This window comes from Pseudomonas sp. B424, assembly GCF_055408345.1.
The window spans coordinates 85261-98557 of the sequence record NZ_JBUZTL010000001.1 but is presented as its reverse complement, the minus strand read 5'-3'; the positions used below and the strand labels follow the sequence as shown (position 1 = coordinate 98557).

The window sequence follows — 13297 nt, the reverse complement described above, 5'->3', positions numbered from 1 at the left end:
CCAGCTTCTGCGGACCCGGGGCATCGGAGGCAAATCGGCATCACCTGTCTTCTTTTCCAGGAGTCGCGCATACCCTGCCACCCAAGCTGTCCTCTGACGGCGTGGATGGCTTGCGTCTGTGCAATGGCTCCAGTGCGTGAGATTGCGTTATGGATGGTATTTTCCTACAGCAACTGCTGAACGGCCTGACCCTCGGGTCTGTGTACGGCCTGATCGCCATCGGCTACACAATGGTCTACGGCATCATCGGCATGATCAACTTCGCCCATGGCGAGGTGTACATGATCTCTGCTTACCTCGCGGCGATCAGTCTGGCTCTGTTGGCATACTTCGGTATTGAATCCTTCCCGCTACTGATGTTGGGTACCTTGATTTTCACCGTTGTGGTGACCGGCGTGTATGGCTGGGTCATCGAGCGCGTGGCTTACAAACCTCTGCGAAACTCCACACGGCTGGCGCCGCTGATCAGCGCCATCGGTATTTCCCTGATCCTGCAAAACTACGTGCAAATTGCCCAAGGCTCGCGCCAACAAGGGGTTCCAACCCTGCTGAGCGGTTCCTGGCGCGTGGATATTGGCACCGGCTTTGTACAGCTCACCTACACCAAAGTCTTCATTCTGATCGCGGCCTTCGTGGGGATGGGCCTGCTGACCTACATCATCAAGTACACCAAGCTGGGCCGCATGTGCCGCGCCACCCAGCAAGACCGCAAGATGGCCTCGATCCTGGGGATCAACACCGACCGGGTGATCTCCTACGTGTTTGTGATCGGTGCTGCCATGGCCGCGCTGGCCGGTGTGTTGATCACCATGAACTACGGCACGTTCGACTTTTATGCCGGCTTTATTATCGGCATCAAGGCGTTCACCGCTGCCGTGCTCGGCGGGATTGGATCATTGCCTGGCGCCATGCTCGGCGGGATCATCCTGGGTATTTCCGAGTCACTTTTTGCCGGGTTGGTTAACTCGGATTACAAGGACGTGTTCAGTTTCTCACTGCTGGTGCTGATTCTGATTTTCCGTCCCCAAGGCCTGCTGGGTCGTCCTCTCGTGGCGAAGGTGTAAGTATGTCTGCAGCCATTAATAAACCGGTTGATATTAAAAAAAGCGTTATCGATTCGATCCTTGCCGGGTTGATTTCATTGATTGTGTTCGGGCCGATCGTTGGGGTAGTGCTCGACGGCTATAGCTTTAACCTGCAGCCGGCACGTGTGGGCTGGCTGGTGGCGATTGTGATGGTGGGGCGCTTTGCCTTGAGCCTGTTCCTGCAAACGTCCAGGGGTCTGAAAATTCTTCAGAGCTTTGAGTCCACCGGCTCTGGTGTGCACGTGCTGCCACCCGATTACAAATCGCGGCTGCGCTGGATCGTGCCGCTGCTGATCGTGATTGCCATCGTGTTCCCGTTTTTTGCCAACAAATACATCCTGACCGTGGTGATTCTCGGCCTGATCTACGTGCTGCTCGGCCTCGGGCTGAACATCGTGGTCGGGTTGGCGGGTTTGCTCGATCTGGGGTACGTGGCCTTCTACGCCATCGGTGCTTATGGCCTGGCGCTGGGCTATCAGTACCTGGGGCTGGGCTTTTGGTCGGTGCTGCCGCTGGCGGCCATTGCGGCGGCAATGGCGGGGTGCATTCTCGGGTTTCCGGTATTGCGAATGCATGGGGATTACCTGGCTATCGTGACCCTGGGCTTTGGCGAAATCATTCGCCTGATCCTCAACAACTGGCTGTCGTTCACCGGTGGGCCCAATGGTATGCCAGTGCCTTCACCGACGTTTTTCGGGCTGGAATTTGGCCGCGTTGCCAAAGAGGGCGGGGTACCGTTCCATCAGTTCTTCGGCCTGGACTACAACCCCAACATCAAATTCCTGTTTATCTACATCGTGCTGTTTCTGGTGGTGCTGCTGGTGCTGTACATCAAGCACCGCCTGACCCGCATGCCGATTGGTCGCGCCTGGGAAGCATTGCGCGAAGACGAAATCGCCTGTCGCTCCATGGGCCTGAACCACGTGCTGGTCAAACTCTCGGCGTTCACCATCGGTGCTTCTACCGCAGGCCTGGCCGGTGTGTTCTTCGCCAGCTACCAGGGCTTTGTGAACCCTTCCTCGTTTACCTTCTTTGAATCGGCGCTGATCCTGGCGATTGTGGTGCTCGGCGGCATGGGCTCGACGGTAGGGGTGGTGATCGCCGCGTTCGTGCTGACCGTGGCCCCGGAACTGCTGCGCAGCTTTGCTGAGTACAGGGTGCTGCTGTTTGGCGTGCTGATGGTGTTGATGATGATCTGGCGGCCACGGGGCCTGATCCGGATCAGCCGTGTCGGGGTTACACCACGCAAGGGGGTCGCGCCATGAACGAACCCGCTCTGAATGACGATGTCGTGCTTTCGGTCGACAAGCTGATGATGCATTTCGGCGGGATCAAGGCCTTGAGCGATGTCAGCCTAAAGGTCAAACGCAACTCGATCTTTGCCTTGATCGGCCCCAACGGGGCCGGTAAAACCACGGTGTTCAACTGCCTGACCGGCTTTTACAAAGCCAGCGGCGGCAGGATCGAACTCAACGCCCGGGGTACCCGCACCAACGTGATCAAACTGTTGGGCGAGCCATTCAAGTTGACCGACTTTGTATCGCCCAAGGCATTTGCCAGTCGGCTGTTTTACAAAATGTTCGGCGGTACTCACCTGGTCAACCGCTCAGGGTTGGCGCGGACCTTCCAGAACATTCGCCTGTTCAAGGAAATGTCGGTACTGGAAAACCTGCTGGTGGCCCAGCACATGTGGGTCAACCGCAACATGCTCGCCGGTATCCTCAACACCAAGGGCTACCGCAAGGCCGAAAGCGATGCGCTGGACCACGCGTTCTACTGGCTGGAAGTGGTCGACCTGGTGGACTGCGCCAACCGCCTGGCCGGTGAACTGTCCTACGGCCAGCAACGACGTCTGGAAATTGCCCGTGCCATGTGTACGCGCCCGCAGATCATCTGTCTGGACGAACCGGCGGCAGGCCTCAACCCACAGGAAACCGAAGCGTTGAGCGCGATGATTCGCCTGCTGCGTGACGAACACGACCTCACCGTGGTGCTGATCGAGCACGACATGGGCATGGTCATGAGTATTTCCGATCACATCGTGGTGCTCGACCACGGCAACGTGATCGCCGAGGGCGGGCCGGAAGCGATTCGTAACGACCCGAAAGTGATTGCTGCCTACCTCGGCGCGGACGAAGAGGAGCTGATATGACGAGCACGATCCTCGAACTCAAGGACCTGGACGTGCACTACGGGCCGATCCAGGCACTCAAGCAAGTTTCGATGCACATTGAAGAGGGCGAAACCGTGAGCCTGATCGGCTCAAACGGTGCGGGCAAATCCACGCTGCTGATGTCGATTTTCGGCCAGCCCCGGGCCAGCAGCGGGCAAATCATCTACCAGGGCGTGGACATTACCCACAAGTCCTCGCACTACATCGCCTCCAACGGTATCGCCCAGTCGCCGGAAGGGCGCCGCGTGTTCCCGGACATGTCGGTAGAAGAAAACCTGCTGATGGGCACCATCCCCATCGGGGACAAATACGCCAGCGAAGACATGCAGCGCATGTTCGAGTTGTTCCCCCGGCTCAAGGAGCGGCGTAACCAGCGGGCCATGACCATGTCGGGGGGGGAGCAGCAGATGCTCGCCATCGCCCGCGCCTTGATGAGCCGCCCCAAGTTGCTGTTGCTGGATGAGCCCAGCCTGGGGTTGGCGCCGATTGTGGTGAAACAGATTTTTGCCACCTTGCGCGAACTGGCCACCACCGGCATGACCATCTTTCTGGTGGAGCAAAACGCCAACCACGCCCTGCGCTTGTCCGACCGCGCATATGTGATGGTCAACGGCGAAATCCGCCTGACCGGCACTGGCAAGGAACTGCTGAGCAACGAGGAGGTGCGTAACGCTTACTTGGGCGGGCATTAGCAGGCATTTCACACCTCTCTGTGTGGGGGCGGGCTTGCTCGCGATGGCATCACTGCGGTTTGTTTGAATCAGCGCGTCGATCCCATCGCGAGCAGGCTCGCTCCCACCTATCTTTTGTCAGACAATTTCCTGCCCGACACCCCCTCGCCGCAAATTGTGGAAAACATTATTGCAACTCTGTGAAACCGCGACATAAAGCCGCTGTAATTGCCTGTTTTGTCATCATTTTGACTTGTCCCCGTTTGCTGTGGAGGTGGCTGTGGGTAACGTGGGAGTAGTTGGCTGTAGCCCTTTATTTATAAGGCGTCCAGCGGTGTGGTTAATTTTCGACCAGCGGTTTTTTAGTGGCTGCTCCGGTGATTTGTCAACAGGTTTGTTCAGTCATAATGAGCGCCTTAATATGATGACTAACCTGTGGATAAGTCTGTGGTTAAACTCTGGAAAGAATGCGGCAGGCGGTGTAATTACTGGCCTCTGGCTATCTGGCCGGTTTTACCGGGTTGCACCTTTTTGGGGCGTCTGCATGCAGAGCCTGTTCAGGTCAAGTTAAAAACACCTCACCCTGCGCTCTATCCCTTGTGGACAGAGGCTTTGAGCATTTTCGAGTTGCCCCCAAAGACTGTGGACGGCCCTGTGGATAAGGTGAGCGCATATGGCTCCAGCCCTTATGCTACGTGGCTTACAGATGTCTGATCGTTTTTCGTACAGCTTGAAGGTGTTAATACAGGGCCGGGTTGCCGCTGACCCCCAGTCGGGGCATTCTGCTCAACGTCCAATTCAACGGCGGCCGATGCCCGCCAGCCAAGGAGAACACGATGACTTCCACCCTGTTTATTACGGGCGCGACTTCCGGATTTGGTGAGGCGTGCGCACGCAAGTTTGCGCAAGCAGGCTGGAAACTGGTGCTGACGGGTCGGCGCGAAGAGCGTTTGAAAGCGCTGTGTGAGGAGTTGTCCAAACAGACCGAGGTGCATGGCCTGGTGGTGGACGTGCGTGACCGTGCCGCGATGGAAGCGGCGATTGCCAACCTGCCGCCTTCGTTCAGCAAGTTGCGTGGGCTTATCAACAACGCGGGCCTGGCGCTGGGCACCGATCCGGCGCCCAAGTGTGACCTCGACGACTGGGAAACCATGGTCGACACCAACATCAAGGGCCTGCTGTTCACCACCCGCCTGCTGTTGCCACGGCTGATTGCCTACGGCCGTGGTGCCGGGATCGTCAACCTGGGTTCTATCGCCGGCAGCTACCCGTACCCCGGTAGCCATGTATACGGCGGCACCAAGGCCTTTGTGAAACAGTTCTCCCTGAACCTGCGCTGCGACCTGCAAGGCACGGGCGTGCGGGTCAGCAACATTGAACCGGGCCTGTGCGAGAGCGAGTTCTCGATGGTGCGCTTCGGCGGTGACAAGGCGCGGTACGACGCTACCTATCAAGGTGCTGAACCGATCCAGCCGCAGGACATCGCCGAGACTATTTTCTGGGTGCTCAACACCCCGGCCCACATCAACATCAATCGCCTTGAACTGATGCCCGTCACGCAGTCCTGGAGCGGTTTCGCCATCGAACGCAACGCCAAGGAGTAAACTCACGCCTGGCAGCCCACCCGCGACCTCCTGAGGGGGTCGCATTCAACCGGGCTGAAAAGGAGTTTGTGTGAGTAACCGTGGTGAGCAGAAACTGCTCAAACAATCGACCGTTCTAATGTTTGCGGTGGCCATTGCGGGCATCGTGACGGGTTTTATTTCGGGTTCAGAATCCATCCTGTTCGATGGGTTCTTCTCTTTGATCGCGACTTTTATCAAAGTTCTGATGCTGATCACAGCGCAGTTGATCGCCAAGGAAAGCAACCAGCGTTTCCAGTTCGGCTTCTGGCACCTTGAGCCCATGGTGCTGTTGATCGAAGGCAGCTTCCTGTTGTTGATTGCGATCTACGCCTTTCTTAACGGCGTGTTCGGCATCATCAATGGCGGGCGCGACATCGAGCTGGGGATGGTGATCGTCTATGCGGCGGTGTTTACCGTCGTCGAGTTCGGGTACTACTTCTGGGTCCGTCGCAAAAACCGCAAGCTCAAATCAACCCTGATCCAGTTCGACAACATCAGTTGGCTGGTGGACGCCATGCTGTCGGTGGGGCTGTTGATAAGTTTTGTGACCGCCTTGATCCTCAAGCAGCAAGGTTATGCACAGTGGGCGGCCTACGTTGACCCGGCGATCCTGATTTTGCTGGCCCTGAGCATGCTGGCACCGGCGTTCAAGATCCTCAGGCCGGCCTTGCGCGACGTGCTGGGCATTGCCCCGGATGCGCTGGATGACAAGGTGCGTGACGTGCTCGAAGAAGTGTCGGCGCGGCATGGCTTTGAAGGCTACAAAACCTACGTGCAAAAGCATGGACGGGCGCGATTCATCGAGATCCATATCGTGTTGCCCGCAGGTTATCCACTGACCGGCATCAAGACCCTCGACGGGTTTCGTGAAGAGATATCAGGCATGTTGGGCGCGGCGGACAGCGCGCGCTGGCTGACGATCAGCTTTACCGGGGATCGCAAGTGGATTGCGTAACTCAAGGCAAGTAATTTTCTGTGGGAGCGGGCTTGCTCGCGATCGGATCGGCGCGGTTTATCTGATAAACCGGGTCGCCTGAATCGCGGGCAAGCCCGCTCCCACAGTTGTTAGTGTTAGCTGAGGAATTGCGCCAACCCGCTGTAGCACGTCGCCAGGTGATACGGCGTGGTCGACGGCATATCTTCGCGGCTGACCTTGCCCGCGCCATCCCGGCATTCATACCAGCCACCGGCATGTAAAAAGTTCTGTTGCAGCGCCAGCAATTGGCGTTGCAGACGCGGCTGGCTGTCGGGCCGCAAGGTGAGGGCGCGCAGGTACTCGGCCTGGGCCCAGATGCGCTGTGTGCCATCGCGCAGGCTGCCGTCTGGGGCCAGCATGCCGCAGACCGCACCGGTCTGCGGATCGACCCCGACCTGTTCCGCAAAGCCGAATGCACGGTCCAGCGACCCATACAGCGGTGTCTTGCGCAGCAGTGGCGAAGATTGCAGCAAAAAGAACCACTCAAACTGATGGCCCGGCTCAAACCAGTTATCCACAGCCCCGCACGGCTTTTCGAGCATGACGTTATGCACAGGCTCGATGAAGCGCTGCTGCATGCCGTCAGCCAGCGCCAGCAGCGCGGCGTGCACCGGTGCATCGTCACGCACTGACAATGTGGCCAGGAACGCCTCGGCCAGGTGCATCAACGGGTTTTGCAGCGGGCCGGTGCCCCGTGATGACCAGTCCCGCTCCAGGTTGGCTTCATACAGACCGTTGCCATCACTGAAACGCTGGGCCACGACTTCCAGGGCGCCATTGAGCACCGACTCCACCAGAGGCTCGCGCACTTTGGCCCAGTAATGGGCGCAGGCGAAGATGATAAAAGCGTGGGTGTAGAGGTCTTTGCATTGATCCAGTGGCGCGCCATCGGGGTCGATGCTGTAGAACCAGCCACCGTGTTCGGCATCGTGAAAATGCTGGTGCAGCGAGCGGAACAGCGCCGCAGCGCGCTCCGTGGCGTCGGGGAAGGCCGGGTCGTCGATCAGGCTGGCGAACAGATACAGTTGCCGTGCGCAGGCCATGGCGCGATAGCGCTGGGGTGGCAACGGCCGATGCCCGGGGCTGAGAGCCTCAAACGGCAACGCCAGATCAGCATTCCAGCCGGGGCCTTGCCACAGGGGCACAATGACCTGGCGAAAGTGCTGCTGCACTGCCGCAAACGTGGCGGTCAGTTCAAGCGGGAAGTCGGAGCGGGCTACATCAGGCATCGGCGGGCGTCGTCACGGCTGGGGCGTTTGTGCGACATGATACACCGTGATTCCCTGGATGATCTCAACTCTGATGTGGGGTCGGGAATGTGGGAGCGAGCCTGCTCGCGATGGGAACGATGCGGTACCTCAGGCAAACCGCAGTGATGCCATCGCGAGCAGGCTCGCTCCCACAGGTTAAATCAGCAACCCCTGACGCTCGATAAACGCCACGATGGCATCCAGGCCATGCCCAGTCTTCTGGTTGCTGAACACAAAGGGTTTGTCGCCGCGCATGCGCCGCGTGTCGCTGTCCATCAACTCAAGCGATGCACCCACCAGCGGCGCGAGGTCGATTTTGTTGATCACCAGCAGGTCCGACTTGCAGATCCCCGGACCGCCCTTGCGCGGCAGTTTGTCCCCGGCTGACACGTCGATCACGTAGATCGTCAGGTCGGACAGCTCGGGGCTGAAGGTGGCCGACAAGTTATCCCCACCCGATTCCACCAGGATCAGATCCAGGCCCGGAAAGCGGCGGTTCAATTGATCCACAGCCTCCAGATTGATCGACGCATCTTCGCGGATGGCCGTATGTGGGCACCCCCCGGTTTCGACACCGATGATGCGCTCCGGCGCCAGCGCCGCATTGCTCACCAAAAAGTCGGCGTCTTCGCGGGTGTAGATGTCGTTCGTCACGACGGCCAGGTTGTATTTGTCGCGCAGGGCCAGGCACAAGGCCAGGGTGAGCGCGGTTTTGCCGGAGCCCACCGGGCCACCGATGCCAACACGCAAAGGCTGTGTGTTCATTGCATTCTCCTAGGAACGAAACAGGCGGCTGTACTGGCGCTCGTGGGCCATGCTCGCCAATGACAGGCCGAAAGCGGCACTGCCCAAGTGGGATAAGTCGAGGGTGCTGGCGTGTTGCTGGGCTTGCTGCAAGGCGGGGGACAACTCACTGGTCATGCGCTGGGCGGCTTGCTGGCCCAGGGGCAAGGTTTTCATCAGCACCGCCAATTGGTTTTCCAGCCAGCTCCAGAGCCAGGCGGCCAGCGCGTCCTGTGGGGTGATGCCCCAGGCGCGAGCGGCCAAGGCCCAGCCGAGGGCCAGATGGGGCTCGTTCTGTTGTGCGAGAAACTGCCGTGCAGGCGCGTCCAGCTCCGGCAAACCGGTGAGCAACTGTTGCAGGGAGTAGCCCATCTGCCGGCTTTCCTGATGCAGCTCGCGGGTTTCACGGCTGGCGCGGTGCTCATCGCAAAACCGCTGCAGGGCGCTCCAGTCTTCGTCGGCCGCCGCCTGGCAATGGGCGAGCAGCAACGGTGCCTCGAAGCGCGCCAGGTTGAGCAGCAATTGGTCGCGGATCCAGCGGGCGGCGCTGGCCGGGTCAACCACGCGGCCATTGTCCACGGCCATTTCCAGCCCCTGGGAATAGCTGTAGCCGCCAATTGGCAGCTGCGGGCTGGCCAGACGCAGCAGCGCCCAGGCCGGACTCACGCGCGCACGCCAAACTGATGCAGGCGTGGGGCGTAGTTAAAATCTTCCTCACCCGCACGGGAGTGATGATGACCGCCACCATAGGCGCCGTGTTCCGGCTGGAACGGCGCTTCGATGGCCTCGGTGTGCGCGCCCAACTGCTCCAGCATGGCCTTGAGCACGTAGTCATCGAGCAGGCGCAACCAGCCATCACCGACCTGCAGGGCCACGTGGCGGTTGCCCAGGTGATAGGCGGCGCGGGTCAGTTCAAAGGCGTTGCTGCAGGTGACATGCAGCAGTTTTTCGGGGCTGGCGCAGACGCGTACGATGCGCCCGTCCTGGGCCTGGAGAAATTCGCCGTCATGCAGCGGCGACTGACCGCGTTCAAGGAACAGGCCTACGTCTTCGCCACTGCTGCTGAAGCAGCGCAGGCGACTTTTGCTTCGGGCTTCGAAGTTCAGGAGTAACTCGGCGCTCCACACGGGGTGGGACTGGACTCTGCGATGAATCACCAGCATCGGAAGGCTTCCTGCAATTGACAATGCCAGGGTCAGAGCAAGGGGCTTGCCAACCCGGGTAAAGCGCGCAAATGCAGGCCCAAAAAGAGTGCAGGAAGGTGAAGATGTTCTAAATAAGTGCGCGATTACCGCGCTGGCGCCCCAATAAGGTGCGCTTGCGGCTACTCGGTGCTGCCCAGGCCTTTCCAGTGCTTGAGCCCGATGAAGATAAAGCGCAGTTGCTGACTGATCTTGGCCTGGGGTTGCAGGTGGTCGGGCAGGGTGTCGGCAGGCGGGTCGATCACGTCGGGCAGGGCGGCAAACACGCTTTTGACCACCAGGTCGGCGATCACGGTCAAGCCGGCGTGGTTCAGGTGCTGCAACTTGGGCTTGGAGCCAAGGTCGGCCGCCAGGTCCGAGGTAATGTCTTCGCGCAGCGCACCAATAGCCTGACGCACCGGTTGTGAACCGCCGTATTGCTCACGGGCCAGAAACAGGAACTGCGAGCGATTGGCCTGCACCACGTCGAGAAAAATGCGCACCGAGGCGTTGATCACACCGCCCATAAACAGCTCGTTGTGACGCACCAGGCGAATGGTTTCGCGAAAGGTCTGGCCGACTTCACTGACCAGCGCCAGGCCCAGGTGGTCCATGTCACTGAAGTGACGATAAAACCCGGTGGGCACGATGCCAGCCGTTTTGGCGACTTCGCGCAGGCTCAGGCTGCCAAAGCCGCGACCCGATTCCATCAAGTGGCGGGCAGCATCCATCAGCGCAAGGCGGGTTTGTTGTTTCTGTTCGGCGCGAGGCAGCATCGGGGCTGGTATTCCAGACAAGTACAGCGGCGCACTCTAGCAAATCGGCTTTGATGACGTCGAACGATGTGCTGCACAAAGTGTGGGAGCGGGCTTGTTCGCGACGCAGGCGGCGCGGTCTATCGGGCTATCGGCGGGGATGCTGTTGCGAGCAAGCCCGTTCCCACACACACAGCTGACTCAGCTGGCACGTTGATTTCTCTCGGCCAGACGATCAGCACCACCTTCGGCGACAAACTGGTTGCTCGGTGTGCGGTCGTAGCCATCTTCGGCGTAGCTGTTTTGCTGATCCAGGGTACGTTGTGCGCCGTCTTCAGCTACCGGGTCGAGCGGTTGGCTCAGGGTGCTGGAGGCCGGTTGTACCATTGGGGTCGGCGTTTCATCGGCAGGCATGGCGAAGGCGTTGAAGGCCAAAAGGGAAAGGGAAAGACCAAACAATACTGGGCGTTTCATGGTGTGTGCTCCGTAGCAATGCAACTGGGTAGGTGTGGTGGCAATGCTACGCTTGGCTACCGGATATCAAAGTTCATACGGCCAATGGTGATAATCAACACAATTGATTGTCCAGATTCGGAGGCTCTAGCCTGCGGTTTCTGAGAATTTTTACACGAAAGCCGTACCGGGGTTAAACCTTCAGACGTCTTTGTCAGTCGTACATTTACAGGCGTCGAAACTGGGACGTTCAGTCGTAATCAAGGAGCCGTGACATGACGCGCACCCGTAAAACCCTTGCCTGGGCAGGCGGTATTTTTGTCTTGCTGGTGGCCGTGCTGGTGGTGATCCTCGCCACCTTCGACTGGAACCGCCTCAAGCCGACCATCAATAGCCAGGTGTCCGGGATCCTCCATCGCCCCTTTGCCATTAATGGCGATCTGGCCGTGCGCTGGCAGCGCGAGGAGGACGTGGGCGGCTGGCGGGCGTGGGTGCCGTGGCCGCATGTCATCGCTCAGGATCTGACCCTGGGCAACCCCGAGTGGGCAAAAACCCCGCAAATGGCCAGCCTCAAGAAAGTTGAACTGCGCCTGTCACCGCTGGCGCTGCTGAGCCAGACCGTACATATCCCGCGCATCAACCTCACCGAGCCCAGCGCCAACCTTGAGCGCCTGGCCGATGGCAAGGCGAACTGGACGTTCACCTTCGACCCCAAAGACCCGAATGCCGAGCCGTCCAGCTGGACGCTGGACATCGGCGCCATTGGTTTCGACAAGGGGCACGTGACATTCGCTGACCAAACCCTGGATACCCGGCTGGATGTGCTGATTGACTCCCTGGGCAAGCCGATCCCGTTTAGCGAGATCGTCGGCGAAACGGACGCGAAAAAGGTCCTGGAGAAAGGTAACGCGCCGCAAGACTATGCCTTCGCCCTGAAGGTCAATGGTCACTACCACGGTCAGAAACTCAGCGGCAGCGGAAAAATTGGCGGCCTGCTGGCGTTGCAGGACGCAACTCAGCCCTTCCCGTTACAGGCTCAGGTGAGCATTGCCGACACCCGCGTAGCGCTCGCCGGTACCTTGACCGACCCGCTGAACCTGGGGGCCCTGGACCTGCGCCTGAAGCTGGCCGGTGCCAGCCTGAGCAACCTTTACCCTCTGACCGGCGTGACCCTGCCGGATTCGCCTGCCTATTCAACGGATGGTCATTTGACTGCCAGGTTGCATGAGCCGGGCGGGGCGGTTTTCAGCTATGAAAACTTCAACGGCAAGATCGGCGCCAGCGATATCCACGGTGATTTGAAGTACGTGGCCAGCCAGCCGCGACCAAAACTGTCCGGCAAGCTGGTGTCCAACCAACTGCTGATGGCCGACCTGGGGCCGCTGATCGGTGCCGACTCCAACGCCCAGCAAAAGGCCCGTGGCGGCGAGAGCAAACAGCCTGCAGGCAAGGTGCTGCCGGTCGAAGAGTTCCGCACCGAGCGCTGGCGCGACATGGACGCCGATGTTGAATTGACGGGCAAACGTATCGTGCAGAGCGCCGAGCTGCCATTCACCGATCTCTACACCCATGTGGTGCTCAATGACGGCGAACTGAGCCTGGAACCGCTGCGCTTTGGTGTGGCGGGCGGCAAGCTGGATGCGCAGATTCGTCTCAATGGCCGGGCTACGCCGTTGAAAGGCAGCGCCAAACTGACTGCGCGCAACTTCAAGCTCAAGCAGTTGTTCCCGACCTTTGAACCGATGAAAACCAGCTTCGGTGAACTCAATGGCGATGCCACGATCGCCGGGACCGGCAACTCGGTGGCCAAGTTGCTGGGTACCGCCAACGGTGATTTGAAGATGATCATCAATGACGGGGCCATCAGTCGCAGCCTGATGGAGATTGCCGGGTTGAACGTCGGCAATTATGTGGTGGGCAAAATCTTTGGTGACGAAGACGTCAAGATCAACTGTGCGGCAGCAGACTTCGGGATCAAGAGCGGCCTGGCCAGCAGCCGGTTGTTTGTGTTCGATACCGAGAACGCGATTATCTACATCGACGGGACGGTCAACTTCGCCACCGAGCAGCTCGACTTGAAAATCACCCCCGAGTCCAAAGGTCTGCGCCTGTTCTCACTGCGTTCACCCTTGTATGTGCGTGGCACATTCGCCAATCCGTCGGCGGGGGTACAAGCCGTGCCGTTGTTGTTGCGCGGTGCCGGGATGGTGGCCCTGGGCGTGATTGCGGGCCCGGCAGCAGGGCTGCTGGCCCTGGTTGCACCCAGCGGTGGCGAACCCAACCAGTGCGCGCCGCTGCTGCAACAAATGCAGCAGGGCAAAGTGCCGAAAACGGTGAAGTAAAAG

13 protein-coding genes are annotated in these 13297 nt (G+C 59.5%); 7 read left to right on the top strand and 6 right to left on the bottom strand.

Annotation, left to right across the window (positions count from 1 at the left end; translation table 11 throughout):
• Window positions 1–149 precede the first annotated feature (149 nt).
• The 6 genes from ACZRMS_RS00370 to ACZRMS_RS00345 all read left to right on the top strand — a co-directional run bounded on the left by ACZRMS_RS00370 (window position 150) and on the right by ACZRMS_RS00345 (window position 6509).
• Window positions 150–1064: an ABC transporter permease subunit gene (locus ACZRMS_RS00370; RefSeq protein ID WP_048360308.1), complete on the top strand. Its 915-nt coding sequence runs from the start codon at window positions 150–152 to the stop codon at window positions 1062–1064.
• Window positions 1065–1066: 2 nt separating this feature from the next.
• Window positions 1067–2350: a high-affinity branched-chain amino acid ABC transporter permease LivM gene (gene livM, locus ACZRMS_RS00365; RefSeq protein WP_463993633.1), complete on the top strand. Its 1284-nt coding sequence runs from the start codon at window positions 1067–1069 to the stop codon at window positions 2348–2350.
• Window positions 2347–3237: an ABC transporter ATP-binding protein gene (locus tag ACZRMS_RS00360; RefSeq protein WP_463993632.1), complete on the top strand. Its 891-nt coding sequence runs from the start codon at window positions 2347–2349 to the stop codon at window positions 3235–3237. Before livM ends, ACZRMS_RS00360 begins: the two co-directional genes overlap by 4 nt.
• Window positions 3234–3950: an ABC transporter ATP-binding protein gene (locus ACZRMS_RS00355; protein ID WP_048360305.1), complete on the top strand. Its 717-nt coding sequence runs from the start codon at window positions 3234–3236 to the stop codon at window positions 3948–3950. The genes ACZRMS_RS00360 and ACZRMS_RS00355 overlap by 4 nt, the downstream gene beginning before the upstream one ends.
• Window positions 3951–4765: 815 nt before the next feature.
• Window positions 4766–5533, top strand: a complete 768-nt coding sequence (locus ACZRMS_RS00350; protein WP_463993631.1) for an SDR family oxidoreductase — start codon at window positions 4766–4768, stop codon at window positions 5531–5533.
• 70 nt (window positions 5534–5603) lie between these two features.
• Complete coding sequence (locus ACZRMS_RS00345; RefSeq protein WP_048360303.1) at window positions 5604–6509, top strand: cation diffusion facilitator family transporter; 906 nt, start codon at window positions 5604–5606, stop codon at window positions 6507–6509.
• A 116-nt stretch (window positions 6510–6625) separates the two neighbouring features.
• Here the strand turns inward: ACZRMS_RS00345 and ACZRMS_RS00340 are convergent, their stop codons facing one another.
• The 6 genes from ACZRMS_RS00340 to ACZRMS_RS00315 all read right to left on the bottom strand — a co-directional run bounded on the left by ACZRMS_RS00340 (window position 6626) and on the right by ACZRMS_RS00315 (window position 10973).
• A complete protein-coding gene (locus ACZRMS_RS00340; protein WP_463993630.1) occupies window positions 6626–7759 on the bottom strand; it encodes an AGE family epimerase/isomerase in 1134 nt (377 codons plus the stop codon).
• A gap of 177 nt (window positions 7760–7936) precedes the next feature.
• Window positions 7937–8545: an urease accessory protein UreG gene (gene ureG, locus ACZRMS_RS00335; protein ID WP_463993629.1), complete on the bottom strand. Its 609-nt coding sequence runs from the start codon at window positions 8543–8545 to the stop codon at window positions 7937–7939.
• Window positions 8546–8554: 9 nt separating this feature from the next.
• Complete coding sequence (locus ACZRMS_RS00330) at window positions 8555–9229, bottom strand: urease accessory protein UreF (protein WP_463993628.1); 675 nt, start codon at window positions 9227–9229, stop codon at window positions 8555–8557.
• Entirely contained in the window at window positions 9226–9726 is a 501-nt protein-coding gene (gene ureE, locus ACZRMS_RS00325) for an urease accessory protein UreE (RefSeq protein WP_463993627.1), read from the bottom strand. Before ureE ends, ACZRMS_RS00330 begins: the two co-directional genes overlap by 4 nt.
• Window positions 9727–9887: 161 nt before the next feature.
• Window positions 9888–10520 (bottom strand): TetR family transcriptional regulator, encoded by a 633-nt coding sequence (locus ACZRMS_RS00320; protein ID WP_463993626.1) that lies wholly within the window; start codon window positions 10518–10520, stop codon window positions 9888–9890.
• Between the two features lie 180 nt (window positions 10521–10700).
• Window positions 10701–10973 carry a hypothetical protein gene (locus ACZRMS_RS00315; RefSeq protein ID WP_048360298.1) on the bottom strand — a complete coding sequence of 91 codons (273 nt, stop codon included), beginning with the start codon at window positions 10971–10973 and terminating at the stop codon, window positions 10701–10703.
• Between the two features lie 254 nt (window positions 10974–11227).
• On the opposite strand from ACZRMS_RS00315, the gene ACZRMS_RS00310 reads away from it, so the two are divergent.
• A complete protein-coding gene (locus tag ACZRMS_RS00310; protein WP_463993625.1) occupies window positions 11228–13294 on the top strand; it encodes an AsmA family protein in 2067 nt (688 codons plus the stop codon).
• The last annotated feature ends 3 nt before the right edge of the window (window positions 13295–13297 follow it).